This is a genomic window from Streptomyces doebereineriae (assembly GCF_031845645.1).
GTDB classification, from domain to species: Bacteria; Actinomycetota; Actinomycetes; order Streptomycetales; family Streptomycetaceae; genus Streptomyces; species Streptomyces canus.
Window position 1 is genome coordinate 137,424 of the sequence record NZ_JAVREZ010000010.1, and the last position, 23,333, is coordinate 160,756.

A 23,333-nucleotide genomic window follows, 5' to 3' on the forward strand; every position below is an offset into this window, starting at 1 on the left:
CCCGGCCGCAACCGGACCTCAGGCCTGGCCGTTGCCCGCGATCCCCAGCGCGGTGCGCGTGGCCGCGGGTTCGTACTCCGGGGCGATGTCCGCCAGCACGTTCAGAGCGGTGCGCGCGAGATGACGGGAGATCACGCGTACCGCTTCGTCCTTGTCACTCAGACGCAGCGCCTCCAGCAGCGCCTCGTGCTCCGAGTGTGCCCGGGCCCATGAGTTGTGTACGCCCAGTTGCGCCAGCCGGATGTAGCGCTCGCTGTGCTCGCCGAGCGAGACGAGCATCCGCTGCAGATGCGGCGCCACCGCCTGCGTGGCGATGCGGTGGAACTCCCTGTGTGCCGCGTGCCAGTCGTCCGGACGGTCGTCGACCGACAGCTCCTGCATGCGCTTCAGTGCTGCGCTCATGCGCTCCAGATCGCCGGGCGTGAGCGCCTTGGCCGTCACACTCACAGCGAGTGATTCGAGCATGATGCGGGCCCCGTAGACGCCGTCCAGGTCCTCGGGGTCCACGGTCCGCACCCTCGCCCGCTGGTCGGGCTGTGCGTCGATGAGCCCTTCTTCCTGGAGAAGCCGGAACGCCTCGCGCATCGGCGTGCGGCTGACGCCCAGCTTCCGCGCCATCTCGGCCTGGAGCAGCGCGGACCCCGGCGGCAGTGCACCGCTGAGGATCATTTCCCGCAGGCGTCCGTGGACGTCAAGGGCGAGTCGGCGTCCGCCTGGGGCCGACCCGGGTGTCCCGACCGTCGGTTCGAACGGGACCTGCGACGCGCCACTGCCATCGGCCGCCGACCGTGGTTCCTCAGGGGCCTCGCCCCTCTTCCTGCTCATACCCGGATTCTACTCAGGTGTATGCAGCTGCCGTACGCCGAAACCGGCAGGGGGAAGTCCCTGCCGGTTCGATCCCATGTCGTCCGCTCCGGAATGAGGGCGCACTGTATCCACTACCAGAAGATGAGCGACTGGAGCGGGCAGGAGGGCTGCCAGTCCGGAGTGAAGCGACGGCGCAGGTCTGCCACCGCCTGGAGGCGGCGCAGAGTCACGTCGGGTGAGGTGGACAGTCCCGCGGTGCCGAGAAGGCCGGGTGCCGCGGCCCGGGCGGCACTCTCCGGCAGGCCGTGCCGTACCAGCGCCGCTTCGATGCCCGATGCCCCAGAGGTCAGAAGCTCTGTCGTGCTCCGGCGGCAGACGTCCAGGTAGGCGCGGATGTGGCGGGTGGCGGCGTCGGTGCGCGGCGCCACCACCACACCGGTGAGGATGTCGGGTGCTACCTGAAGGTGGCCGCCGAGGCGCGGATATCCCTTCTCCGCGGCGAGGACATCGAAGGGCGGATGGAGTGTGGTTCCGTCGACAGTGCCCGTCGGCAGTGCCTGGAACCTCTGCAAGGTGCCGCCCACCGGCACGAGTTGGCCGTCGGTGACCGGCGCACCGGCGACGTCGGCGAGCACGGCACGCAGGACGAACGCGAAGGCGCTCTGCGCGTTGTCGACTGCCCATCGGTCCGTCGCCCCCGGGGAGCCGGGACGTCGATGCACGGCGAGTTCGCCCATGCCCTCGGCCTGGACGGCCACGGGGTCCCGCTTCAGCAGTCCGCGCAGGAGGTGGTCGGGAGAGGTGTGCATGACGTCGTAGTCGCCGTCGTTCCAGCCGGCCATCTGCTGGTCGGAGGAGGCGACTTGGACGAGGTTCACCTCCAGTCCGGCTTTCTGGAAGTACCCGGAGTCGAGGGCGTTGTAGAGATGGACGGCACCTGCACCGGGGAAGATCCCCACGGTCAGCCGTCGCGTGCCAGAGCCTTCTGAGCCTTGCATGAGACCGTTCCTTCGAGTCAGTGGGGATCGCCCGGCAGCCCGGCAGCCCCGCCTTCACCATCATGCAGCAGTGATCCCAGATGTGCATACACCTTAGTTCATAGTGCTACACGAAATCGGACTTACAGAACTGTTTCTTGCACTTAACCCTTTACAGGCCTGTGACAGTGTGCACACTTAGCGGTGCGAGGCGAGCCCACACGATGTCTCCCGTACATCGAGGCGCCCCACCCGAGCGAGAGAACCCTCACCGAAACAGCAGAGCCATGTGAGAGGAACCGTCATGCACGAAATGAGCCGCAGAGGAAGCCGTGGCAACGCCACCTGGCCCCCCGTGACACTGCTGGTACTCGCGATCTGCGGGATCACCGTCATAGCCGACGGTTACGACGTGGTCGTCTACGGCGCGGTGATTCCGTCCCTGCTCCACGAACCCGGGTGGCACCTCACTCCCGCCGACGCCGGCCTGATCGGTTCAGTCGCCCTGGTCGGGATGCTCATCGGAGCCACGACCGTCGGCACGCTCACCGACACTCTGGGCCGACGCAGGATGCTGATCGGCTGCCTGATCTGGTTCTCGGTGATGACAGGCCTGTGTGCGACGGCCACCTCTCCGGAGGTGTTCGGCCTCTTCCGCTTCCTCGCCGGCCTCGGCCTCGGCGGCGTGCTGCCGACCGCGAGCGCGCTCGTGGGTGAGTACTCGCACCCCAAGACGCGCAACCTGGTCTTCGCCACCCTCTTCAGCGGCTTCCCCGTGGGCGGCATCATCGCCGCCCTCACCGGAATCTTCGTGCTGCCTCGGTTCAGCTGGCAGGTGATGTTCCTCGTCGGTCTCCTCCCGCTTCTCCTCGTCCTGCCACTGGCCGTCAGGTCTCTGCCGGAGTCGATCACGTTCCTCCGGGCGAAGGGGCGGCACGCCGAGGCGGACAGGATCGCCGACCGCTGGAACGTCACCTCGGACGACGCGCAGCACGGCGTACCGGCGCCGGAGCAGAGCCCGTCCGGTACCGACTCGCGCAGCATGTCGCCGGTACGGGCCCTCTTCTCGCGCAGCTATGTCGTGGCGACGGTGTGCTTCCTGGTGATGACGTGCCTGTGCCTGTTCATGATCTACGGCTTCAACACCTGGCTCCCGGAGATCATGCATCGCGCCGGCTACTCCGCTGGCTCCTCGCTCGGATTCCTCTTGGTGTTCAACATCGGAGCCGTCATCGGCACGCTGATCATCTCTCTGGCGGCCGACCGATTCGGCTCCAAACCGATCATCACCACCACCTACCTCGTGTCCAGCGTGGCCGTCATACTGCTCAGCCTGCGGCTGCCCACGACGGTGCTGTACGCGGCGGTCGCACTGGGTGGCGTCGGGGCGATGGGCACGCAGTCGTTCGTCCTCGCCTACGTCTCCAAGCACTATCCGGCACGTGTGGGCGCCACGGCGATGGGCTGGACACTGGGGTTCGGCCGCCTCGGTTCGATGCTCGCCCCGCCGCTGCTCGGGCTCATCATCGGAGCCGGGCTGGCGTTCCAGTGGAACTTCTACGCACTCGCCGTACCCGGCGTCCTCGGCGCCCTGCTGGTCGGGCTGGTTCCTCGCGCACCGCAAGCGGCCGCAGCTCACGGGGGTGTTGGAGGGGCCGCGCGTCCGCTCGCGGGGCAGGCGTGAGAGACGCGCCGACGTGACGGCCGTACAGCCGCCTCACCCTCACCACCGATAGGACCGCGCATGTGGGCAGGGCCTCGGACGAGGCCCTGCCGCCCCACTCGAGACTTTCGGCATCACGTACGCCGATCTCGCAGCGCGCCTCCAGTGGAAGCGCGTACGAGCGCGGTGGCGACGACCTTGTCGGTGAGGACCAACGTGTGATTCGGCGCAGCTCCGGCGCGAGGCAGGCGGTCACGACCCCACCGGTCGTACAGGCGTCCCTCCTCCGAGGCCTCCGCGCCTGGGCCGACTCGCCGATCCGCGCGCCGAGTCGGCGGCGTGGCAGGCTGGTGAGGATTGATGGGGCAAGGTCCTGCGAACCAGGGCATGCACCACCACAGGCCCGACCCGCACGGCCTTCCTCACGCCACGGTCGCTCCTGCGCCTGACCGACTCCGGGCTATTCCTGCCAGCCCGCTGTTGTGACGGCGCGTTCCTGCCACTGCCTCACCCCTGGACCGTTCGGATCCCCTCGGTGACAGAACTGCTCCAGCTCGGCGCACCTGGCCAGCATGGTGGCCCGGCGAACCGGCCACGCGGGCACGGCACCGCCATAGGCGTTGAAGAAGTGGTCGAGTTCCTGGTGGTGCTCGGCGTGGTGCATCCGCACGATCCACTCGCACCAGGCCAGATCCTCGACCGCGTCGCCAACGTGGGCGAACTCCCAGTCGACCACGGCAGTGACCTTAAAGGACACCGGGTCCAGGAGCAGATTGTTGGGCCCGAAGTCCCCGTGGACGAGCACCTTGCCGGCATCGTGCGCGCCCGCCCCGAGGACGCTCGTCGCGGTCTCATGGATGCGACGCAGGAGCACCCCGCAGGCTTCCAGGACCCGCGCCGCGTGACCCGCCTCCACCAGTTCCTGTCCCGGCACACCAGCCATGAACCCGAGCGTGAGGATCCCGTCGTCCACGCCACGCACCGGAGGTACCGGCAGTTTCTTCTGCAGCCGGGTCAACAACGCGTACTCCCGCGCACGCCTGATCCCCGCATCAGGACCTTCGTACGTCTTCTCCACCACCGATCCGTCGCCGACGGTGCGGTTGGTGTAGCCGTGCTTCAACGGGCGCATCCACCGATCATCGTCCACGGCACCGCACTGCACCTACACCCACCTTGACCTGAGACCGCGGGTGCTGCGGCGGCTGCCGGAGACGGGCGTCAATCCGTCAGAGCGCTGCAGTCACCGGGCCTGCTCGAGGACGGGGCGCGTCAGCGCACGCCTGCCGTGTCGAGCAGGGTCGTCACCGTGGGCGCGACGAGCCCGGTCAGATTGTCGGCCTGGATTCCCGCGCGGGCGCTGGCGCCGTCGAAGACCAGGATCAGCTGACGGGCCAGCAGGCCGGGATCGCTCGCGCCGCCCTGTTCGGCCTCGGAACGGAAAAAGCCGGTCAGGTCAGATTTGATCCGGTGAGCCACCTGGCTCGCGGGGTGGGCCTGATTCTTGAGCTCGATCTGCACAGCCAGGTACCGGCAGCCGCGGAACTCGGGGAGACCTGCCTGCGACTCCACGCGTTCGAAGACATGCAGGATCCGCTCGCGGGGTGAGCGGCCGTCGTCCGGCGGCGGCAGGAGTGAGGCCACGAAGTCAGCGGCGCGTTCCTCCAGGCTCGCCGCGAGTAGTTCGTCCTTGCTCTCGAACAGTTGGTACATGGAGCGCTTGGACACCCCCGCCGCTTTGCACAGCGCCTCGACGCCGATGCCGACACCGTCTCGGTAGGTGAGCGTGGCCGCTGCCTCCAGCAGCCGCTCTCTGGGGCTTGGCTTCACTTTGGTGGTCATACCGCGAGGTTAACTCGAATCGGACGAAATGGAAACCGATCGGTTTCAGGCGCGGGTGTCCTGATGGGCCGGACCATGGTGAGCGACCTTGAGGACATCCACCCCGGCCAGCCGTGCACCGCACCCGCCGGTGACCTCAACAGCTCCTGCTGGGCCGGGGGTTCGAGGTCGCCGAGCAGGAGGAAGCGCAGCCCGGCGGACCGTACGAGCATGGCGACACGCCGACGCCTGAAGACCCCTCAGAGGCTCGGCACGGTCCCGGGGAAGAGGCCGAGCCGAGCCGTGACGCGTTGTACGAGCCCCTCCTCCCGGTGGGGCGACACATACCGGCGGTCCGCCGGGTGCTGGCCCCGTCCCGGGTGAGCCGTGTTGGTTCCGCTACGCCGGGGCGGCGGTCGTCTCGAGTTTCGTCTCGGCGGGGATGCGGTGCAGTCCCTTGCGGTCGTACCAGCCCAGCACGCCGAAGCCGAACAGCGCGGCCGCCACGAGACCGGCGGCCATCATCACCCACCCCCGCGTCAGACCCGCGTCGGCCTGGGCGTCGTAGTAGAGGATCGCGCGGATCCCGCCGGTGATCTGCCGCAGCGGCTCGAACTCCGCCAGGAAGCGGTAGAAGCCGGGCAGCGCCTGAAGCGGCGTGGTGGCGTTGGCCGTCGGCACCGCCATCCCGATGAAGACCAGGGTGACCACCAGCATGCCCGGCGTGCCGAACACGGCGAGCAGAGTGAGGGCGCCGATCCCGGTGACGGCGATGGCGCACACCGAGTACAGCCACAGCAGCGGCAGGTGGGAGGCGTCCATGCCCATGAGGCCGACCGCTCCCGCCATGACCAGGGTGCCCATCAGCAGGGACAGGCCTGCCATGAGGGTGCCGCTGATGGCGAGGGTCTGCACCCGCGTGGCCCGGATCAGCGGGCGATGCAGGCGCAGCGGGCCCATGTCGTTGTGGGTGTAGCCGAGGGCGTGGTCCACCTGGCCGCTGATGACATTGGCGGAGAGCATGCCGCAGACCACCAGGACGAGTGCGTAGTAGAACGCCGTCAGTCCCAGGCCGCTGTGCGAGTCGAGCGGATGGCCGTCCTTGACGGTAACGGCGGCCGGGTCGGCGAGCAGGAGGCGTGCCGCGGCGGGCAGCTTCGCCTGCCCGGACCCGCCCTGTGCGGTCAGCTCCCTGCCCACCTGGAGCGAGGCGCTCTCGGCCGCCTGCGTTGTTGCCGTGCGGGCCAGGCCGGAGCCCACGCTGCCGGCGGACTGGTTGGTCAGCACCGTCAGCGTCGGGCGGGCCGGGGTCCCGGCGGTCGCGGCGCCGGTCAGCGCGACGGTGGAGAAGGTGAAGTCGGCGGGCACGACGAGCGCGCCGTACAGCTTGCCCTTGCCGAGTTCCTCCGTCAGCTGCTTCTCGTCCATCACCTTCCAGTCGATCTTGTCGCCGCTCACGGTGGACTTCGTGATCGACTCGGAGATCTGCGCCCCCAGGTTCACCTGCTTGCCACCGACAGCAGCCCCCTTGTCGGCGTTGACCAGACCGACGGGCAGATTCTTCATGTGATCCACGGGATCGACGTTGGCGCCGACGTAGAACACGGTGAACAGCAGCGCGAGGACGCCCGTGATCACGCCGTTGGCGATCCACAGGGGTTTGGCGCGCAGTACGCGGAAGGGGTGAATCCCACTCATGGCTCATTACTCCGGTCTCGGTCAACACACTCGCATCCGGAGACGGCCGGACAGCTTCGTTGCGGAGCGGCGACCCTCGGAACGTTCGATCTCGGCACGCACACCGGTCGGTTTCAAGGCCATCGTAAACCGATCGGTTTCCACATTTCAAACCGAGGGGCCTGCCCGAGTCCCAGCAACGGATCGCAAGGGCTGACGGTCGTTCCAACGACGGGCAGCCCATCAGTGACGCCCAGTTGCGCGAGCCGGAGGGGTCACACGAGCCTGACCGGCCCGGCGTCGATCGGCAGACGGACCAGGAGATAGGGCTTGCGGCGCAGGTCCTTGCCCTCATGGAAGGGCGACAGCCGGTTGAGCTGGTTGGCGATGGCGTACAGGTGCCGGTCCGAGGCGACGGACAGGGTGTCGACCCAGATCAGGTCGCTCCCCTGGGCCAGCGTCCGGTAAGTGCCGTTCGGGCTCCTGCGCCAGATCGCGTTGTGTTCCAGGTCGCCGCCGTAGAGCCGCCCCTTGTCGTCGCTCTCCAAGCCGTCGGCCATTGGCTTGAACCCCAGGTCCTCGACCGTCGCCGCCACCTCGGCGTCGGTGGCGTCCGGGTCGGCGAGGGCGTCGGTGGACACGCTGTGCAGGCGGCGGCTGGACAGCGGGCAGTAGTAGAGGCGCGTGCCGTCAGCGCTGAGGGCGATGCCGTCGGAGCCGGTCTCGTAGTACGTGGGCTCGCCGCCCGCGGGGCGGACCATGAAGGGCTCGCCCTCGATGACCGGAAGGAACCGCTCGTCCGCGAGCGCCGAGGGGTGCCCGGCCAGTCGCCGCCAGGAGCGGCCCGTGGCGAGGTCGACGACGATCACGCCATTCGAGCCGCCCGAGTCGGTGATGAACGCCGTGCCCTCGGCGCCGCGCCGCAGGTCGAGGCGCACGTCGTTGGGGTAGCTGTTCGCCGGCACCACCTCGGGCGGGAAGAGGATCTTCCGTACGATCCGGTCGGTGCGCAGGTCGACTGCCACGAGCTTCGGGCCGCCGTAGGAGGACCCGGCGAACAACGGGCTTCCGGTGTCGAGGATCCACAGCCGGTCGGCCGGGTCGACGACGACGCTCTGCACCGACTGGAAGTGCCCGGCCAGGTCGGAGGCGTCCTGACGGTTCACCTCGGCGTCGGGGTAGGCCACCGGCTTCCCGCCCCGCAGTTCGGCGACGGTGAACGGGACGTCGTCGCCCCAGCGGGGAAAGTTGACGAAGACCCGGCCGCGGCGCGAGACGGTGACGCCCGTCGGCATCGCGCCCCAGAAGCGGGCAACGACCTCATAGTTTTGGGCTGTTGCACCGGATGCGTAGGCGGGTCCGGCGAGTTGGGTGGAGGCCAGCGACGCGGTGGTCGCCGTAAGGAACGTACGTCGTTTCATGCGAGCGTCTCCTGTCGGGTTCAAGTCGCCGTAGGGCGCGGCGAGTTGCCGCATCACCTCGGCCCGTGGGGGAATGGCCGGACGCTGCCGTGGCCGGCGGAGGCCGCCGACGCCAGCAGCCGTTCTCCTAGAGGTGTCAGCTGATCGGCTCTCCGAGTGCGGGCGCATCTCCGCTGCGCCGGGGAGCCCGTCTCTTCCGGCCTCTTCTGGCCGGGATGCGGTGGAGCCCTTCGCGGTCGCGCAACGGCTCCCGGGCAGCCCTGCCTCGAAAGAACCCGAAGCCGTCGTGCACGGGAAAGGACGGGCGTCCGGCAGACGCCGGCACTGAGCACCACCTGGCCCCCACAGCAGAAGCGGGGCGTCCCGAGTGCACCGTCCACGACCCGAGCCTCCCGCCCAGGACATCGCCTGCAGCTACCACCAACTCTTGGAAGGGGTGAGGGCAAACGGTCAGTGGAGCTGGTTCTCTCGGGTCTACCGAGCCGTCGGCCGGGTCTTCGGGACCATGCTGCGGTCCCCGAAGGTGACCATCGCGTGTATGGGCATGGTGCTGGCGCGCATGAGAGCCGCGAGGCCCGGGCGGCCCTGTTGGCGGGCGAGTTCCGGCCCCAGGATCGTCATCAGGGCGGTGAGGGCCGGCATCGGACGCCCGAAGAGCGTGATCTCCTTGATCCGCGCCTCGTCGTCGAGCCGCAGCAACTGCACCTCCTCGAACGACTGGGACCCTACCTGCGCCCGGTAGACCAGCGCGTACACATCACCCTCGCCGGTCTGGGTGTGGTAGCGGACGTCCTTGACGGCCGTGAACGCCGAGGTCAGGAAGGAGCGCAGCTGGTCAAGCCCCTCGAATCGGAACTGCTCGGTGAGCGGTGAACTGAGCACGACGTCCCGGCTCAGGCACGCGACCGCCGCGTCGACGTCACCGCGTTCCTCGGCGGAGCGCCAGCTCGCAACGGTAGCGGCGGCGGAGTGCAGCGTCTCGGACATGGGTCTCTCCCGGTGTCAACGGCGCGATGGAGTGTGCGGGTGGCGAGGGTCAGCCGGCCAGCTTGTTCATCGTGCGGATCTGCTTGTCCAAGACCCAGGCAGGAACAAAGCGGAGCAGGCGTGCGCGTCCGGCCATGGGGCCGGCGGCATAGCGCAGTTTCGGCTTCGCGTCGGTCGCTGCCGCGACGATCGCCTTGGCGACGACGGCGGGATCGTCGCCGCCCTTGATCGCCTCCGCCATCAGGCGGTCGAAGACGTGCCGCTGGCCGGCATAGGTCTGCAGGGGCGTGTCGGGCTTCGCGCTGTTGGCCTCGAATCCGGTGTTGGTGTACGCGGGTTGGACGAGTAGCGACCGGACGCCGTACTCCCGGACCTCATGGTCCAGGGACTCCGAGTAGCCCTCGATCGCGTGCTTGGACGCGCCGTAGACGGCCATGTAGGGAGCGGGGATGAACCCCTGCACGGACGAGAGGTTGATGATGCGTCCGCGTCCCTGGGCGCGCATGTGCGGCAGGACCTCCTTCACCATGCGCATGACCCCGAAGACGTTGATGTCGAAGACGCTCTGGGCCTGCGCGACGGAGGTTTCCTCTGCGGCCCCTATGGAGCCGACGCCGGCGTTGTTGACCAGGACGTCGATCCGCCCGAACCGCTCGATCACCTGCTGGACCGCGGCGCTGACCGACTTGTCACTGACCACGTCGAGGTCGAGGAACGTCACACCGCCCAGCGGCGTGACGGATGAGGTGTCACGGCCTGTGCCGGCCACGTCGAACCCTGCCGCGACCAGCGCGAGCGCGGTTTCCTTCCCGATACCGGAGGACGCACCCGTCACCAGCGCCACCGGTCGATTTGTCGTCATCATGCACTCCCGAACCCCTCTGGGAAACCGATCGGTTTCACTTGACCTCACTGTAAACTGATCGGTTTCCAAGCACAAGCTCAAGCAAGGAACTGATCCCGGGCACCACGTCACCGGCTGTCCCAGGTGGAGCTGACCGGCACCCGTCGGCATGGCGGCATGGGGGCACGGAAGACGCCCGCCCGGCTGTTCTCGACATACGGCAGCTCGTCGCCGTACGACGAAGAACCTTCGAGCCCCGAGTGGTCGGTGTCTGGCGGCGACAGACACGAGGTGCTGGAGGTAGAGGGCAGGCGGAGGCGCCGGCGGCGCGGGCTGCGTACTGCCATCAGAAGCGGGCGCCGGTATTGAAGGCGCGCGATACCGGACGCGGTGCATGATGCGGGCGGTGCGCGGCTGGGGCACCTGGTCGGCGAGAAGGTGGCGAACGGGTCGGCGAAGCAGTGGGCGACGACCGCCTCGCACCGGAGGCATTGTCAAAACTCGTGGCGATCGGCAGGCGGATGGGCTTGAGTCTCCCGTAGGGGGAGACGTCAAAGTGGGGGCATGGACGGCGATACGCTCTACTCGATCGGCGAATTGGCCCGGCGGACCGGCTTGACGGTCAAGACCATTCGGTTCTACTCCGATCGCGGAATCGTGGCGCCGGCGGACCGCAGCCCGGCTGGCTACCGCCTCTACACCATCGACGCCCTCGCGCGCCTGGACCTTGTGCGGACCCTGCGGGACCTGGGGGTGGACCTACCCACGATCCGCAGGGTCGTGGACCGGGAACTCCCGCTTCCCGAGGTCGCCGCAACGCACGCCGAAGCCCTGGCCGTGCAGATTCGCGTCCTGAGCCTGCGGCATGCGGTGCTGACGGCGGTGGCCGAGCGCGGGCTCACTGCTGAAGAGACGGATCTCATGCACAAGCTGGCCCAGCTCTCCGAGGACGAACGCCGACGTCTGATCGGGGACTTCCTCGATGCCGCCCTCGGCACTCTCGACACCGACTCCGCGCTCGCGGGGATCAGGCGCTCGATGACGCCCGAGATACCCGACAGCCCCCAGGCGGAGCAGGTCCGGGCGTGGGTGGAGTGGGCCGAACTGGCCGCAGACCCGGATTTCCGCGCCGGCGTACGGCGGATGGCCGAGGACTACACGGCCGAACAGGCGCAAGGCGACACCACGGGCCCGCACCGCGACCTCGGTGCCATCGTCCGTGACCGGGTCGCCCCCGCCCTGACGGCGGGCGTCGCCCCGGCCTCGCACCAAGCTGATCCGATCGTTGCGGCGCTTGCGGCTCACTATGCACATATCCTTGGCCGCCCCGACGACGCCGAGGTGCGCCGCCTGCTGCTGGCCCGGCTGGAGAGTGTGGGCGACCCGCGCCGGGATCGGTACCTCCAGTTGCTCGCAGTGATCAATGATTGGCCCGCTCCGGAGAGCCTGGTGCCGGCGTTCAACTGGTCCATCGAGGCCGTGCGCGTCCGAATGGAGCGGTAGTGGGCCCGGGGTCGTCGGCGTGGGGGCGGAACACTGCCGCATACGATCGGCAAGTGAACGGCATCGTCATCCTGCACGCGTGCGCGACGCTGTCCGCTCCCGCCCCGGTCCTTCGTCCCTGGCGTATGGAGGACGTTGCTGCCCTCGTCGACGTGTTCCGAGATCCTGCACTGCGCCGCTGGACCAGCTCGGCCTCGGGGCGGCGGACCTTGGGGTGCACGCCGTCCGCGCCCACGTAGACGTAGTCGGCTGCCGCGCTGCCTCCGGCGGCCAGTTCCGCCGCCTGCATCCGCACCGCCTCTCGGCGTCGATGTGCCTCCGGCGTCAGCCCGCCTCCGTCCGCATACCTCACACACCACGGAGTACAGCCAACGGGCCATCAGTATCGGCCAGTTACCCGAACGTCAGGGAGGAGGGCCAGGAGCTGTTTCGTGTGGCCGGGCAGTTCTGCCTCCGCCAGGCCGGTGACGATGTAGCGCAGCGCCATGGGCTGATCGACCAGCAGGGTGTCGTTGGACAGGAGCCGTGCGGGCGCTGGGGTACTCAGCTCGGCGTCGCTGAGCGCCGCGCCTCCGGCGAGTGCGCACAGGGCGGCTGCCTGGCCGCCGATGCGGTCTCGGAGCCCGGCGTTGCCGCCGGCGTGCGCGATGGTTTGCTCGATGGTCCAGGCGTCGAGGGCGATCCGGTTGTCGTACGTCGTGTTGGCCCCCGCTGCGACACCTGCGACGGCGGCGATGGTGGCGGCGCTGATGAGAGAGACGTGCGCGAGGATCTGATCGGCGTTCCACTCGCCGTCCGGCGGGGCGGGGTTGGGGTCGTCGGCGTCGGCCACGGTGGCGGCTGCGTCGAGCAGTGCGCGGTAGGCGTCCTGGAGTGGGGCGGTGTCCAGCATTGGCTTGCACCTCTCTGTGCGGCGTATGCGGGATGAACAAGAGGCGGGAGTCGCGGCTCAGGTGTGGGCGCGGGACATCTCCCAGGGCGCCTGCGGCAGGACCTCGCCGGTCTCCAGCATCGACTTGAGGTTCGCCAGCACGGCCGGCCAGCCGGCCGAGATGCCGCCCAGCATCTCCTGGTTGGGGAGGTTCGCGTGGGTCACGGTGAGGCGGACGATGTCCTGATGCGGTTCGACGAGAAAGGTGACGACCGACGGCTCTCGCGGCGACTCGGCATCGGGGGCGTCGTCAAAGGTGATGACCAGCCGGGTCGGGGGCTCGGTCTCCAGGACACGGCCCACCACGTCGATCTTGCCTGACCCGTCGGCTCGCCGGTGTTCCCATGCCGAGCCCGGCTGCCAGTCGGAGACGTTGGCGTGTCCCCAGTAGCGCGCCGTCAGGTCGGCGTCGGTCAGGGCTTGCCACACCTGCTCCGCACTGGCGCGGATGTAGGTGACGTATACGTAGTCCGGCACCGGTGTGGGTGCGTTGGTCATGGCGTACTCCTCTGCCTGGTGCTTGATGGCGCTGATCGCTTGCAGGCGGGGTCTGTCGAAGCCGGAGATCCAGCGCTCCTCGATCTCGTGGATCGGGGCCGGATTGAGGTAGTGCAGCCGCTCCCGGCCGCGCCGTACCACGGTGACTAGGTTGGCCCGCACAAGGATGTCCAGGTGCTGCGTCGCCGACTGGCGCGCCATACCGAGACGCTCGCACAGTTCGCGCAGAGTCTGCCCGTTGTGCTCGCGTAGCCGGTCGAGCAGGAGCCGCCGGGTGGGGTCGGCCAGCGCCTTGAACACCGAGTCCATCGCTGTTGCTTCGAGGCTCACGCTCATTATTATGCAGGTATTCACCTGCCTATTGTCAAGGGCGAGGCCGGCCGTGTGAGCCGAGCGCAGCGATGTGCGCGGACGGCCGGGGCCGCTTCCGTTCCACGGCGCCTCCCTCTTGGCAAATCCACGCTCACCGAGCGGGCCTCGGCGGGCGCCAAGGTGACCGGCCTCCCGCTGCCGGCGGCCCGGCAGTTCGCCTCACCCCGGGACGCAGTGTGGGAAGCGTGGCCCTCTCGAACACGGAGAAGGCCGCACGCACGGCCCGGGCACTCATGCGACAGGGCGCCGGTTCGTGATCGTCCAGCAGTCCAAAATCGAGCGGAGTGAGTGCTCACTCATTGACGGAGTGAGTACTCACTCCGTAATCTCGCAGTCATGACAGCACCCAAGGAGAACCAGACCACCCGCCGCCGCGCCCCGGCCATGTCGCCGGAGCAGCGGCGCTCGATGATCATCCAGACCGCGATCCCGCTGATCGCCGAATACGGCGCCGCGGTGACGACCGCGAAGATCGCCCGCGCCGCTGGCATCGGGGAGGGAACGATCTTCCGGGTCTTCGCCGACAAGGACGAGCTGCTGCGGGCCTGCATGGCCGAGGCGCTCTCCCCCGATCACGCGATCCGTGAGCTCGACGCGATCGACCTGTCCCAGCCGCTCCCCGACCGGCTCGCGGAGGCGGCCGAGGCGCTGCAGGCACACCTGGCCAGGATGGGCGCGATCGCGGGCTCGCTGGGGCATGGCGGCGGCAAGCATCCCGGTACGGTGCGCGGCGCGGGCCGCACCGAGTCGACGACCCGTCTCCGCGCGGCCCTCGCGGATCTGCTGGAGCCTGACAGGGCCGCCCTGCGCCGGCCGCCGGAGCAGATCGCGGCCCTCTTCTTCGGACTGCTCTTCACCCAGCCACGTACGGACGATGAGCCCGACCTCACCCCACAGGAGCTGGCGGAGGTCTTCCTGCACGGCGCGCTCTCCGAGGGCGCCAAGTGAGCGTGAGGAGAGGGCGCCTGGCGGCGGCGGCCGCGGCCGTCCTGGCCCCCGTCCTGGTGTGGCTGGTCGCGGACCCATTGCTGGGCCACCGGCTGCGGATCACCGACGGCGAGCAGACGCTCGACATCGGCGCCGTGCCTGTAGGCGTCGTCGCGCTGCTCGCGTCGCTCTCCGGCTGGGGACTGCCGGCCGTCCTGGAGCGGTTCGGGGCGCGGCGTGCCCGCGCCATCTGGACCGGGGTGGCCGGCGTCGTACTGACCGTTTCTTTCCTGCCGTTCATCGGCGACGGCATGGACAGCGGCACTCGGGTCTCCCTCGCACTGATGCACCTGGCAGTGGCGGCGGTGCTGGTGCCGGGGCTGGGCGGCTGGTCCCCCGGGGTGCGATCCGATGCCGCTAAAGGGTGACCGGATTGACTGGCTGACCCGACCGACCAGCACCTCGTCCCGCGGCGACCCGCCTGCACCGCACCCTGCGGGACCGCGGGCTAGCGCTTGCCGACGGTGTAGGTCAGGTGGGTCACCCGGGACGATGCCTCGGTCCGGGTCTGTTCGAGGGCAAGGCGGTCGGGGTCCACGCGGTCGAACAGGCGGATTCCGGTGCCGAACAGTACGGGTGCGAGCGTGATCGAGAACTCGTCGATCAGGCCGCTGTCCAGGTACTCCTGGATCGTCTCGGCGCCGCCGGCGATGCGCACGTCGCGGTCAGCGGCCGCCTCGCGGGCCTGGTCGAGGGCGCTCTCGATGCCGTCGTTGACGAAGTGGAAGGTGGTGCCGCCGGGCCGCTCCCACGGGTCGCGCCTGGTGTGGGTGACGACGAACACCGGGGTGTGGAAAGGCGCCTCCTCCGGCCATGCCGGCTCACCCGCCTCGAACATGCGCTTGCCCATGACACTCGCGCCCGTGCGCTCGTACGTCGCCCGTGCGATGTCGTTGTCGAGTCCTTCCTCGCCGCCCTCGCCGAGCTTGAGATTCTCCCGGAACCACCGCTGCGGGAACGCCCACGCCTGCAGTTCCGCCCACTTCGACATCCAGCGCCTGACGCCCGGGTCGTCCTGCTTCTCGGGTGAGAAGGCGTCCTCGGGCGGCACCGGTTCGGGTGCCATGAAGCCGTCGAGCGACATCGTCACGCTGAAGAACACCTTCCCGGCCATCAGCTCTCCGCTCCCTTCGGGCTGGTCTCGTTGCGGTCGGCGTCGTTCCGGGTGAGTTCGGCGACGTAGGCCGCCAGGTTGCTCAGGGTCTGCTCGCCGCCCTCGATCGCGTGGTACTTCTCCACCGCCTCGTCGCGGAGTTCCTTGCTGGGGAACACCGTGCGCATCACGATCCGGGTCTCGTCGCCGGCCGGCTCGAAGGCCAGGAAGGACTCGAACGCGTTGGGATCGTCGCGGGACTCGCCGTGCAGCAGCGCGATCCGCTCCGGCGGGACGATCTCCCGCCAAGTGATCCACTCCTGGTAGTCGGTCCCGTCCGGCCCGTGCATCACGAAGTCCCAGGCCCCGCCGACGCGGAACTCGAAGGACCGCGTCGTGGTGGTGAACCCTTCCGGTCCCCACCACCTCGACAGGTGTCGGACCTGCGTGAACGCCTCGAACACCAGCTCCCGTGGGGCGCCGATGGCCCGGGCGATCACGATCTCGCGGTCCGCGATGGTGTGGTCGGGCTCAGCGCCGCTACTGGTCGTCGCCATCCGTTGGCTCCTCCTGCCTTGCCTGTTTCAGGTCTCGCACGTACTCGTCCAGCCGGTCGAAGCTCTCGCTCCAGAACCGCTCGAAGCCGCCCACCCACTCGTGGACCGGCCGCAGCCCGCGGGCGTCCAGGCCGTACAGCCGCTGCTTGCCCGCCCCACGGACCCGCACCAGCCCGACCTCCCGGAGGACCCGCAGGTGCTTGGACGCCTGCGGCTGGGTCATTCCCAGGTCCCGCGCGAGGTCGGTCACCGGGCGCTCGCCGCTCCGCAGCAGTAGCAGGATCTCCCGCCGCTGCGGTTCGGCGATCGCGTTGAACGCGTCCGAGGTCGTCGCCGCTCGTGCCATGACGTCATCATATGCCTATATCGGCATGCGTCAACGATCCGTGATCCGGCCGCATCACAAGGGGGACCGTGTGACAAATAGCGGGCTGGAACTGTCAGTCAGGTGGAAGACCGCGGCTCGAGCCTCTCGGTCCTGATCGGGGCAGGGGCCGGGGGCCTGGTGCCAGCTCGGTCATGCCATGCGGGCCGATCAGCAGGCTCGCCATCGGTCACGGTGTCGCACGCCGGTCCCCCACCTGCCCGGGATCCGATCTCGCCGACGAGGTCGGACCCTCCGCGTCTTCGGCCTCACTGACGCGCCGGAGGTCCGCGACCGCGAGCAGTCCGTCACCGGTTCGGTCTCGTACGCCGCGGAAGCCCCACAGCAGCCCGAGGCTTCCGCTCGCACGCAAGGCCGTAGATCACGCCGTCACCGGTGCCGCCCCGTCTGACGTGACCCGGTCGGCCACCACGCGCCGCCGCCGTACCGGAATGCCCATCGTCGGGTTGGCGACGCCCCAGGCCGCACCCTTGCAGACCAGCTCCTTGTAGCGGGCCGCGAAACGACCGGTCAGGGCGTGGTCCACCGCGCGGTCGTCGGCGGTGACGAACTGGATCAGGCCCTCGTTGCGACCGAGAGAGATGCACTGGTTGAAGTAGCGCAGCGGAGCGTTCGGCAACTTGCCGCCGGTCAGGCGGGCGGCGATGGAGTCGGCGGCCTGCCAGGCCATGGGGGTGCCAGAGGCGCAGGACATGCGCAGCGGCTTGTCGCCGGCGCCCAGTGCGTGACCGGCGTCGCCGATCGCGTACACGTCCGGGTGCGAGACCGAGCGCATCGTCGCGTCGACCACGATGCGGCCGGTGTCCGCGAGTTCGAGGCTGGTGGCCGCGGCCAGCGGGTGCACCGCGAAGCCCGTGGTCCAGACGGTGACGGCAGCCGGGAGGGTCCGGCCGTCCGCGGTCGTGACCTGGTCCGCCTCGACCGCGGTCACCGCGGCGTTCTCGTGCACCGTGATGCCGAGCCTGTCGACGACGTTGCGCAGGTGCGCGCGGCCCTTCGGGGAGAGCCAGTCGCCCAGTCCGGCGCGCGCCGCGAGCGCGATGTCGAGGTCCGGGCGTGTCTCGGCCACCTCCGTCGCGAACTCCAGGCCGGTCAGGCCACCGCCCACGACAAGGACCGTCTCGCCCTCGGCGAGCTGGGCCAGGCGCTCGCGCAGCCGGCGTGCGCCGGGGCGGCTCGCGATCTGGTGGGCGTGCTCGGCAACGCCGGGCACGCCGTTGTCGTTGCCGCCGCTGCCGAGGGCGTAGACGAGGGTGTCGTACGGCAGTTCCGCCGTCCCCTCGGCGCTGTCCACCGCGACCGTCTTGCCATCCACGTCGATCGACGTGACCTTCGCGAGCTTCACTTCGACTCCCGTGCCCGCGAACATCTCGCGCAGCGGGCGCGGCTTCAGCTCCTGGCCCACGGCCAACTGGTGCATCCGGACCCGCTCGACGAAGTCGGCCTCTGCGTTGACGAGGGTGATGGCGACGTCCTCACGACGCAGCCGCTTGGCAAGTCGGCCTGCCGCGATCGCTCCGGAGTAGCCGGCGCCGAGGACGATAATCCGGTGCTGCATATTCCTGCTCCTGTCTGCGCGGGTCCGGTGCCTTCTGGCCCGGTCACGCCCCTTGAACCGGGCAGCCCGCCGATTCCTGACAGGAGACAAGAGTGACCTGCGTCACACAGGGAGTCAGAGGGCTTCGGTCAGGACCGGAGGACCGAAATCGTCCGCCGCCCAACGCTGCGTCGCCCGCTCCAGCTTGTCCGGATTGACCTGGCTGCGGACCGCGACGATGCCCTCCTGCGTCCGCTCCAGACACATGATGCCGAAGACACGGCCGTCGACCACCGCGACGACCGCAGGGCCGCCGTTGACCGTGGCGGCGTAGAGGTCGGGGGAACCGCCGGCCAGGTTCCTCTTGGCCGGGGCCGGCTTGAACAGCCCGCGCAGGAACTTCGCCACCGCGCGTGCGCCCTCGAAGCCACTGGCCCGGGCCGGCACCTTTCCGCCGCCGTCACCCACCGCGAGGGCATCCGAGGTGAGCAGCTCGATCAACGGCTGGGTCTGGCCACTGGTCGCCGCCGCGAGGAACTCCTCGACGATCCGGCGCACGGCCGCATCGTCGATCTCGACCCGCGCCCTGCCCTGCGCCACATGCTTCTTCGCCCGATGGAAGATCTGCTGGCTGGCCGCCTCGCTCAGGTCCAGGATCTCGGCGATCTCACGGTGGGAGTACGCGAATGCCTCGCGCAGCACATACACCGCCCGCTCGTTGGGCGAGAGCCGCTCCAGAAGAACCATCACGGCATACGACACCGACTCGCGCTGCTCGACCGTCTCCGCCGGGCCCAGCATCGGGTCCCCTTCGAGCAACGGTTCGGGCAGCCACTGGCCTACGTAGGTCTCGCGACGCGCACGGGCCGACGTGAGCTGGTTGAGGCAGAGGTTGGTGAGCACCTTGGTCAGCCATGCCTCGGGCACCTCGATGCGCCCGAGATCGGCGGCCTGCCAGCGCAGATACGTCTCCTGTACGGCGTCCTCCGCCTCGCTCGCCGAGCCGAGCATGCGGTAGGCGATGGCCTCGAGACGCGGCCTGGCCGCCTCGAACCGATCCACGTCACTGAAGGTCAGGGCCATGCCAGGATCCTAACCGGCGGAGTGCGCGGTTTCACGGCCGTACGGAATCGCTCTGGCGCTTCAGCTCAGACGCGCCAGGTCCGTAATCATCCGGGTCGACGAAGCCACGCTGCCGGCGACGACGATCCCAGTCAGCGGTGCGCGCCTCCCGACCTGAGCGGACCCCCACTCGCCCGTAGGCTGTCGAGCGGCAATGGGATCTGCCCGACGCGGGTTGCGTGGCCCGACCGGATACCGGGCCGTCCCCGAGGACACATGTACGGCCACTGCGATACACAGTGGATGGCCTGTCCCCCGCCACGGCTACGGCCCTGGGACTTTGACAGGTCCCGCAGCACTCCTCAGCGTCACTGCGGCTTCAGGGCTTGGGCGTGCTGTGGGCGTCCGTGCGGGTGGCGGACAGGTAGCCGACGAACCCGAAGATGGCCACGGCCCAGGACAGGGTGACCGGTCCGAGGCCGAGATTCAGTCCACCCCGGCTGTGTCCGACGGCCATCCAGTCGGCGATCGAGGCGCCGAGGGGACGGGTGATGACGTAAGCGGACCAGAAGGCCGTTACCGCGTTCAAGCCGCCCCAGCGGTGAGCGACGGCTGGGACGGCGATCGCGGCGGCGTACAGGACGGCGGAGCCCAGGTAGCCGAGTCCGATCGTGGCCGTGAGGTCACCGGCGGCGGTGCCCAGCGCAAACGTGGCCAGCACGGCGGCCCAGTAGAAGGTCTCGCGGCGGCGGGTGTGGATGCTGTGGATGGACAGGGTGCCTTCGCTGCGGTACCAGAGGGCGAAGACGGCGGCCAGCGCGACCATGAACAGGGGGGTCGAGATCATGTACGGCACGCCGAGGCCAACGTGCAGCGTGTCGGCGGCCATCGTGCCGAACACGCTGACCATGACGATCGCCGTCCAGTAGATCCAGGCCACGTACCGGCGGGCCGTGAACTGCATCGCCAGGGCGGCCACCAGGGCGATGCCGCCGAGGGCGACGGCGGGGATCGGGCCGAGCCAGTGGGCCAGGAAGTCGGACGCCGTCTCGCCCATCCCGGTGGTCAGCACCTTGATGATCCAGAAGTAGACGGTCACCTCCGGCACCTTGCTCGCCGCGTGACGCAGCTGTCCCGCGGGCCGGTTGTGAGTGAGGTGATCAGTCGTCATGGCAGGCACGATGACATGGCACGCGACCATTGCCCCAGACCCCTTTGCCAGCTTTTTGGCGCTTCTGGTGCTCGCGTTGCCCAAGGCTCGCCCGGCCCCCAACACAGCCTGAACGCCGACGCCGGACGACAACTGCACGTCGTACTGCTGCGCATGTTCGCCGGCTGCACGATGTCACCTAAGTCGCCGAACGCGCCCACAGATGGAGTTGGTCGGCCGCCTCGGCGAGCGGCCCATGGCCCTCTTCACGTAGGGCGAGGCGCCAGTGCGCCTCGTCGTGGTCCCGTTGGCAATCCGGTCCGGGCCGCGCCGGACATGGCAGCCATGACCTCGGCACCAAGCAGCAGATGCTGCACGCAAGGAACAGCTGGCTCCACTTGTCCGTAGTATCTCTATGCCAAGGCATTAGTATCTCTATGCCAAGGCATTCTGCGGCAGTTACGGCATCCGCGCTGCCAGAGCAGCCCACGCTGCCCGGTTCAGCGTTGCGCTCCGCCTCTGCGTCACGGCCGCACACCGAGGAAAGGCCAGCATCATGTCCGAGAGCACGACCGACACCATGGGACTGACACACCAGTACAGCACCCAAGTAGCCGCCGATCTCGAGACCAACCTCAAGGAGCAGGAACGCCTCGGCGGGGACATCGCTGCCCTGCAAGAGCAGTTGGCCGCCCTGCAGCATGATCACAGCGTGCTGGTGAACATCCAGCAGGCACTCGGCGTCACACAGACGACCAAGGAGCCCACGCCCTCGACGGAGACCGCCGCGGTGCCATCTCCCCGGCAGAAGGCCAAGTCCGCACCGCGCAGCAAGCAATCCGCACGGAAGTCCACCGCCGCGCAGGAAGGCACGACGGCCAAGAAGTCCACCGCTGCGCAGGAACGCACGACGGCCAAGAAGTCCACCGCCAAGTCCGAGACGAAGGCGGCCCAGCCCACTTTGGTGGGGCTCATCCGCAGCCACCTCAGTGAGCAGGACGAACCGCGCTCCGCTGCGGAAATCTCCGCCGCGCTCGGCCAGGCCCATCCCGAGCGCGACATCAAGACCAAGGTCGTACGCGTCACCCTCGAGGGGCTCGTAGCCAGGAGCCAGGCCCAGCGCACCAAGCAGGGTTCCTCCGTCTTCTACACCGCACCGGAGACGGAGACCACGCCGCCGGCCGAGGCGCAGAGCGAGGACACCAACAGCTGAACTTGCCGGAGCGGGACGGCCTGTGCCGGCTGTGTCGCCGTATCGGGCGCGGGTCGGGGGCCCCACCCCGCGAGTGCTGCGGAGCGGCCGGAGTTGGCCGGGTGGGGGAGGGTTACGCGACCCGGTACAGCCCGCCCGAGTCGCCGCGGGGCGGCACAGTCCCGGTCAGTCCGGCGGGTCGGTATCCGGCTCGCTCTCCAACTGAGCGGCCATCCGCAGGCAGATGCCGGGCAGTTCCGGGGCGTTGCAGATCCAGTCCTCGGTGTCGATGCCGACCACAACTCCCGCCGTCCACAATGTCGCCAGCAGCCGAGTCGCCACCTCGCGCTCCGGACCCATGGTCCTCGGGGCGGCGCGCCGTACGGCTACTGTGTCTTGTTCGATCAAGGCCGGCCCCAGCAGCCAGCGGATCCCCGCACCGGCCTCCACCAGAAAGCCGGCTTAGATCGCCATGAAGAGGCGGGACGTGTCCGGCTCCTGGACCAGCCCGATCCGGGTGCCGGCGTCCCCCGGCCGGCGCGCCGTTCACCATTGGTCATATCCGCTCACCTCATCAGGCTCCGGCCGGACATCACGAGCTGCGGTCGAGCCCGGTGCGGTTGCCGCGCCGCCACCGGCACCAGGTCATCGAACGCGACGATGCGCAAGACCGCGCGGGGCCACCGACGGGAGGCCACCACCCGGACAGGAACACCGCGTTCACCGGCCTGCCTGCGGAAATCGTCCAGCACCGCAACCCCGGCCATGGTCAGGAACGGAGCAGCAGTCCAGTCCACGACCACCGAGCCAGCCCCGTCACGCGACCCGGGGTCAAGTGGGCCGCGCCAGAGCTCACGCAACTCCTGCCGCAGCGAGCCCAGAACCGCACCGTGAGGTCGGGCGCCAGGTGAAGTCCTGGCCCTTGGTGACAGGTCGCCGCGGCGTAGTCGGCGCGTGGGCGTCAGCCTCGTCGGGGTCGCCGCGGTCGGCTCTTCCACGGCACGCCGATCACCTGGGTGTCCCGGAGGGCGCCACCGTGGCACGGGCAGACGTCACGGCGCTCCCCCACACCGTCTTGTCCTGCCACGGCTTCCACGGCTGGAAGCAGTACAGCCCAAGGCCCACACACGACCGCGATCAGGTTCCAGGTCAGCCAGTTCGCGTCCAGGAGGCGCTCGGCGCGCGGGCAACCACAGCACAGTGGTCCGCCGCCGTCATGCGTCAGGAAGCGCGTGCGATGAGAAGGGCCCCGACCTGTCCACGGTTGCCGGAGCCGATGCCGACGCCGATGAAGACCCCGGCCACGCCCTCAGTGCTCGGGCTCCGCGCCGATGAGGACGAACGCCACCGTGACCGGTTGCCCGCTGCGGTTGCGCCAGGCGTGCCGGGTGCCGTTCTGGATCACGATGTCGCCTGCCGAGAGCAGAGTGCAGTTTCCGTCATCGAGTTCGAGGACGATCTCGCCGCCGAGCACGATGCCGTAGTCCACGGTCGGCGTCGCGTGCATGCCGTCGGGCTCGATGAGTTCGGCGATACCGGGCGAGTCCGTCCGCTGTTCCCGGTCGAAGGCGACAGGGTCGAACGCCGGGTCGGCCAACGCGGCCTCCGGCGGGAAGGTCAGGATGATGAACCGGGTGCCGCCGGGTGCCGGAAGAAGGGTGGTGACCTTCGGTGTGGGATCCTCCCCCGTCCTGCTGACCGGTTCGCCGGGGTCGGTGGCCCACGGCAGTCGGGACACCCAGCCCGGCAGGCTGGTGAACTCCCGGCTGCGCGGGACGGGGCCGTCGCTGACGACGACCGACTTGCCGTTCTCGTCATGGCCGGTGACGACTCTGCGCATGATCCCTCCTCCTTCGGTCTGCCGGATCC

General features: G+C 69.2%; 25 protein-coding genes and 2 pseudogenes. 6 read left to right on the forward strand and 21 right to left on the reverse strand.

The window, feature by feature from the left end; all coding sequences use genetic code 11:
• Window positions 1-18: 18 nt before the first annotated feature.
• Together RNB18_RS27800 and RNB18_RS27805 are read right to left on the reverse strand one after the other, a co-directional pair.
• On the reverse strand, window positions 19-825 hold the full coding sequence (locus RNB18_RS27800; protein WP_311716835.1) for a GntR family transcriptional regulator: 807 nt from the start codon (window positions 823-825) through the stop codon (window positions 19-21).
• Window positions 826-938: 113 nt separating this feature from the next.
• Window positions 939-1,805, reverse strand: a complete 867-nt coding sequence (locus RNB18_RS27805; RefSeq protein ID WP_311716836.1) for an ABC transporter substrate-binding protein — start codon at window positions 1,803-1,805, stop codon at window positions 939-941.
• 283 nt (window positions 1,806-2,088) lie between these two features.
• Here RNB18_RS27805 and RNB18_RS27810 point away from each other — a divergent pair, with 283 nt between their 5' ends.
• Window positions 2,089-3,468, forward strand: coding sequence for an MFS transporter (locus RNB18_RS27810; protein WP_311716837.1), 1,380 nt, complete (start codon window positions 2,089-2,091; stop codon window positions 3,466-3,468).
• Between the two features lie 439 nt (window positions 3,469-3,907).
• Here RNB18_RS27810 and RNB18_RS27815 read toward each other — a convergent pair whose 3' ends face one another.
• From RNB18_RS27815 to RNB18_RS27840, 7 genes and pseudogenes are all read right to left on the reverse strand, one after another.
• A complete protein-coding gene (locus RNB18_RS27815) occupies window positions 3,908-4,579 on the reverse strand; it encodes a phosphotransferase family protein (protein WP_311716838.1) in 672 nt (223 codons plus the stop codon).
• A 140-nt stretch (window positions 4,580-4,719) separates the two neighbouring features.
• Window positions 4,720-5,289, reverse strand: coding sequence for a TetR/AcrR family transcriptional regulator (locus RNB18_RS27820; protein WP_311716839.1), 570 nt, complete (start codon window positions 5,287-5,289; stop codon window positions 4,720-4,722).
• Between the two features lie 45 nt (window positions 5,290-5,334).
• Window positions 5,335-5,507: pseudogene (locus RNB18_RS54125) on the reverse strand (ComEC/Rec2 family competence protein); the annotation flags it as partial.
• A gap of 160 nt (window positions 5,508-5,667) precedes the next feature.
• Window positions 5,668-6,966 (reverse strand): DUF3533 domain-containing protein, encoded by a 1,299-nt coding sequence (locus tag RNB18_RS27825; RefSeq protein WP_311716840.1) that lies wholly within the window; start codon window positions 6,964-6,966, stop codon window positions 5,668-5,670.
• 254 nt (window positions 6,967-7,220) lie between these two features.
• Window positions 7,221-8,366, reverse strand: coding sequence for an L-dopachrome tautomerase-related protein (locus tag RNB18_RS27830; protein ID WP_311716841.1), 1,146 nt, complete (start codon window positions 8,364-8,366; stop codon window positions 7,221-7,223).
• 474 nt (window positions 8,367-8,840) lie between these two features.
• Entirely contained in the window at window positions 8,841-9,353 is a 513-nt protein-coding gene (locus tag RNB18_RS27835) for a nuclear transport factor 2 family protein (protein ID WP_311716842.1), read from the reverse strand.
• 49 nt (window positions 9,354-9,402) lie between these two features.
• Window positions 9,403-10,215 (reverse strand): oxidoreductase, encoded by an 813-nt coding sequence (locus RNB18_RS27840; protein WP_311716843.1) that lies wholly within the window; start codon window positions 10,213-10,215, stop codon window positions 9,403-9,405.
• Between the two features lie 546 nt (window positions 10,216-10,761).
• Here RNB18_RS27840 and RNB18_RS27845 point away from each other — a divergent pair.
• Together RNB18_RS27845 and RNB18_RS27850 are read left to right on the forward strand one after the other, a co-directional pair.
• A complete protein-coding gene (locus RNB18_RS27845; RefSeq protein WP_311716844.1) occupies window positions 10,762-11,700 on the forward strand; it encodes a MerR family transcriptional regulator in 939 nt (312 codons plus the stop codon).
• Between the two features lie 53 nt (window positions 11,701-11,753).
• Window positions 11,754-11,939 carry a hypothetical protein gene (locus RNB18_RS27850; protein ID WP_311716845.1) on the forward strand — a complete coding sequence of 62 codons (186 nt, stop codon included), beginning with the start codon at window positions 11,754-11,756 and terminating at the stop codon, window positions 11,937-11,939.
• Window positions 11,940-11,971: 32 nt separating this feature from the next.
• Here RNB18_RS27850 and RNB18_RS54130 read toward each other — a convergent pair.
• The 3 genes and pseudogenes from RNB18_RS54130 to RNB18_RS27860 all read right to left on the reverse strand — a co-directional run.
• Window positions 11,972-12,052: pseudogene (locus tag RNB18_RS54130) on the reverse strand (helix-turn-helix domain-containing protein); the annotation flags it as partial.
• Between the two features lie 27 nt (window positions 12,053-12,079).
• Window positions 12,080-12,592 carry a hypothetical protein gene (locus RNB18_RS27855; protein WP_311716846.1) on the reverse strand — a complete coding sequence of 171 codons (513 nt, stop codon included), beginning with the start codon at window positions 12,590-12,592 and terminating at the stop codon, window positions 12,080-12,082.
• Window positions 12,593-12,649: 57 nt separating this feature from the next.
• Window positions 12,650-13,438, reverse strand: a complete 789-nt coding sequence (locus tag RNB18_RS27860; protein ID WP_311717027.1) for an ArsR/SmtB family transcription factor — start codon at window positions 13,436-13,438, stop codon at window positions 12,650-12,652.
• 399 nt (window positions 13,439-13,837) lie between these two features.
• On the opposite strand from RNB18_RS27860, the gene RNB18_RS27865 reads away from it, so the two are divergent.
• Both RNB18_RS27865 and RNB18_RS27870 read left to right on the forward strand, forming a co-directional pair.
• A complete protein-coding gene (locus tag RNB18_RS27865) occupies window positions 13,838-14,449 on the forward strand; it encodes a TetR/AcrR family transcriptional regulator (RefSeq protein WP_057613504.1) in 612 nt (203 codons plus the stop codon).
• Window positions 14,446-14,856 carry a DUF6069 family protein gene (locus RNB18_RS27870; protein WP_311716847.1) on the forward strand — a complete coding sequence of 137 codons (411 nt, stop codon included), beginning with the start codon at window positions 14,446-14,448 and terminating at the stop codon, window positions 14,854-14,856. The genes RNB18_RS27865 and RNB18_RS27870 overlap by 4 nt, the downstream gene beginning before the upstream one ends.
• A gap of 80 nt (window positions 14,857-14,936) precedes the next feature.
• Here RNB18_RS27870 and RNB18_RS27875 read toward each other — a convergent pair whose 3' ends face one another.
• The 6 genes from RNB18_RS27875 to RNB18_RS27900 form a co-directional block, all read right to left on the reverse strand.
• The gene (locus tag RNB18_RS27875) at window positions 14,937-15,602 is read right to left on the reverse strand and encodes a dihydrofolate reductase family protein (RefSeq protein WP_311716848.1); all 666 of its coding nucleotides are present in this window, start codon (window positions 15,600-15,602) and stop codon (window positions 14,937-14,939) included.
• Window positions 15,602-16,138 carry an SRPBCC family protein gene (locus RNB18_RS27880; RefSeq protein ID WP_311716849.1) on the reverse strand — a complete coding sequence of 179 codons (537 nt, stop codon included), beginning with the start codon at window positions 16,136-16,138 and terminating at the stop codon, window positions 15,602-15,604. Before RNB18_RS27880 ends, RNB18_RS27875 begins: the two co-directional genes overlap by 1 nt.
• Window positions 16,122-16,484, reverse strand: coding sequence for an ArsR/SmtB family transcription factor (locus RNB18_RS27885; RefSeq protein ID WP_311716850.1), 363 nt, complete (start codon window positions 16,482-16,484; stop codon window positions 16,122-16,124). The genes RNB18_RS27880 and RNB18_RS27885 overlap by 17 nt, the downstream gene beginning before the upstream one ends.
• Before the next feature lie 400 nt (window positions 16,485-16,884).
• Window positions 16,885-18,081: an NAD(P)/FAD-dependent oxidoreductase gene (locus tag RNB18_RS27890; RefSeq protein WP_311716851.1), complete on the reverse strand. Its 1,197-nt coding sequence runs from the start codon at window positions 18,079-18,081 to the stop codon at window positions 16,885-16,887.
• 114 nt (window positions 18,082-18,195) lie between these two features.
• Entirely contained in the window at window positions 18,196-19,143 is a 948-nt protein-coding gene (locus RNB18_RS27895) for an RNA polymerase sigma-70 factor (protein WP_311716852.1), read from the reverse strand.
• A gap of 358 nt (window positions 19,144-19,501) precedes the next feature.
• Window positions 19,502-20,293, reverse strand: a complete 792-nt coding sequence (locus tag RNB18_RS27900) for a COG4705 family protein (RefSeq protein WP_311716853.1) — start codon at window positions 20,291-20,293, stop codon at window positions 19,502-19,504.
• A 535-nt stretch (window positions 20,294-20,828) separates the two neighbouring features.
• Here RNB18_RS27900 and RNB18_RS27905 point away from each other — a divergent pair.
• Window positions 20,829-21,485 (forward strand): hypothetical protein, encoded by a 657-nt coding sequence (locus RNB18_RS27905; RefSeq protein WP_311716854.1) that lies wholly within the window; start codon window positions 20,829-20,831, stop codon window positions 21,483-21,485.
• Window positions 21,486-21,650: 165 nt separating this feature from the next.
• Here the strand turns inward: RNB18_RS27905 and RNB18_RS27910 are convergent, their stop codons facing one another.
• The 3 genes from RNB18_RS27910 to RNB18_RS27920 all read right to left on the reverse strand — a co-directional run bounded on the left by RNB18_RS27910 (window position 21,651) and on the right by RNB18_RS27920 (window position 23,304).
• Entirely contained in the window at window positions 21,651-21,872 is a 222-nt protein-coding gene (locus RNB18_RS27910) for a hypothetical protein (RefSeq protein WP_311716855.1), read from the reverse strand.
• 158 nt (window positions 21,873-22,030) lie between these two features.
• On the reverse strand, window positions 22,031-22,267 hold the full coding sequence (locus RNB18_RS53785) for an STAS domain-containing protein (protein WP_394817677.1): 237 nt from the start codon (window positions 22,265-22,267) through the stop codon (window positions 22,031-22,033).
• Window positions 22,268-22,773: 506 nt separating this feature from the next.
• A complete protein-coding gene (locus RNB18_RS27920) occupies window positions 22,774-23,304 on the reverse strand; it encodes a cupin domain-containing protein (RefSeq protein WP_311716857.1) in 531 nt (176 codons plus the stop codon).
• Between the last annotated feature and the right edge of the window lie 29 nt (window positions 23,305-23,333).

Excerpts from the sequence above, each read along its gene's own strand:
- RNB18_RS27800 (WP_311716835.1), bottom strand. The coding sequence starts at position 825 with ATGAGCAGGAAGAGGGGCGAGGCCCCTGAGGAACCACGGTCGGCGGCC.
- RNB18_RS27805 (WP_311716836.1), bottom strand. The coding sequence starts at position 1,805 with ATGCAAGGCTCAGAAGGCTCTGGCACGCGACGGCTGACCGTGGGGATC.
- RNB18_RS27810 (WP_311716837.1), top strand. The coding sequence starts at position 2,089 with ATGCACGAAATGAGCCGCAGAGGAAGCCGTGGCAACGCCACCTGGCCC.
- RNB18_RS27815 (WP_311716838.1), bottom strand. The coding sequence starts at position 4,579 with ATGCGCCCGTTGAAGCACGGCTACACCAACCGCACCGTCGGCGACGGA.
- RNB18_RS27820 (WP_311716839.1), bottom strand. The coding sequence starts at position 5,289 with ATGACCACCAAAGTGAAGCCAAGCCCCAGAGAGCGGCTGCTGGAGGCA.
- RNB18_RS27825 (WP_311716840.1), bottom strand. The coding sequence starts at position 6,966 with ATGAGTGGGATTCACCCCTTCCGCGTACTGCGCGCCAAACCCCTGTGG.
- RNB18_RS27830 (WP_311716841.1), bottom strand. The coding sequence starts at position 8,366 with ATGAAACGACGTACGTTCCTTACGGCGACCACCGCGTCGCTGGCCTCC.
- RNB18_RS27835 (WP_311716842.1), bottom strand. The coding sequence starts at position 9,353 with ATGTCCGAGACGCTGCACTCCGCCGCCGCTACCGTTGCGAGCTGGCGC.
- RNB18_RS27840 (WP_311716843.1), bottom strand. The coding sequence starts at position 10,215 with ATGACGACAAATCGACCGGTGGCGCTGGTGACGGGTGCGTCCTCCGGT.
- RNB18_RS27845 (WP_311716844.1), top strand. The coding sequence starts at position 10,762 with ATGGACGGCGATACGCTCTACTCGATCGGCGAATTGGCCCGGCGGACC.
- RNB18_RS27855 (WP_311716846.1), bottom strand. The coding sequence starts at position 12,592 with ATGCTGGACACCGCCCCACTCCAGGACGCCTACCGCGCACTGCTCGAC.
- RNB18_RS27860 (WP_311717027.1), bottom strand. The coding sequence starts at position 13,438 with ATGGACTCGGTGTTCAAGGCGCTGGCCGACCCCACCCGGCGGCTCCTG.
- RNB18_RS27865 (WP_057613504.1), top strand. The coding sequence starts at position 13,838 with ATGACAGCACCCAAGGAGAACCAGACCACCCGCCGCCGCGCCCCGGCC.
- RNB18_RS27875 (WP_311716848.1), bottom strand. The coding sequence starts at position 15,602 with ATGGCCGGGAAGGTGTTCTTCAGCGTGACGATGTCGCTCGACGGCTTC.
- RNB18_RS27880 (WP_311716849.1), bottom strand. The coding sequence starts at position 16,138 with ATGGCGACGACCAGTAGCGGCGCTGAGCCCGACCACACCATCGCGGAC.
- RNB18_RS27885 (WP_311716850.1), bottom strand. The coding sequence starts at position 16,484 with ATGGCACGAGCGGCGACGACCTCGGACGCGTTCAACGCGATCGCCGAA.
- RNB18_RS27890 (WP_311716851.1), bottom strand. The coding sequence starts at position 18,081 with ATGCAGCACCGGATTATCGTCCTCGGCGCCGGCTACTCCGGAGCGATC.
- RNB18_RS27895 (WP_311716852.1), bottom strand. The coding sequence starts at position 19,143 with ATGGCCCTGACCTTCAGTGACGTGGATCGGTTCGAGGCGGCCAGGCCG.
- RNB18_RS27900 (WP_311716853.1), bottom strand. The coding sequence starts at position 20,293 with ATGACGACTGATCACCTCACTCACAACCGGCCCGCGGGACAGCTGCGT.
- RNB18_RS27905 (WP_311716854.1), top strand. The coding sequence starts at position 20,829 with ATGTCCGAGAGCACGACCGACACCATGGGACTGACACACCAGTACAGC.
- RNB18_RS27920 (WP_311716857.1), bottom strand. The coding sequence starts at position 23,304 with ATGCGCAGAGTCGTCACCGGCCATGACGAGAACGGCAAGTCGGTCGTC.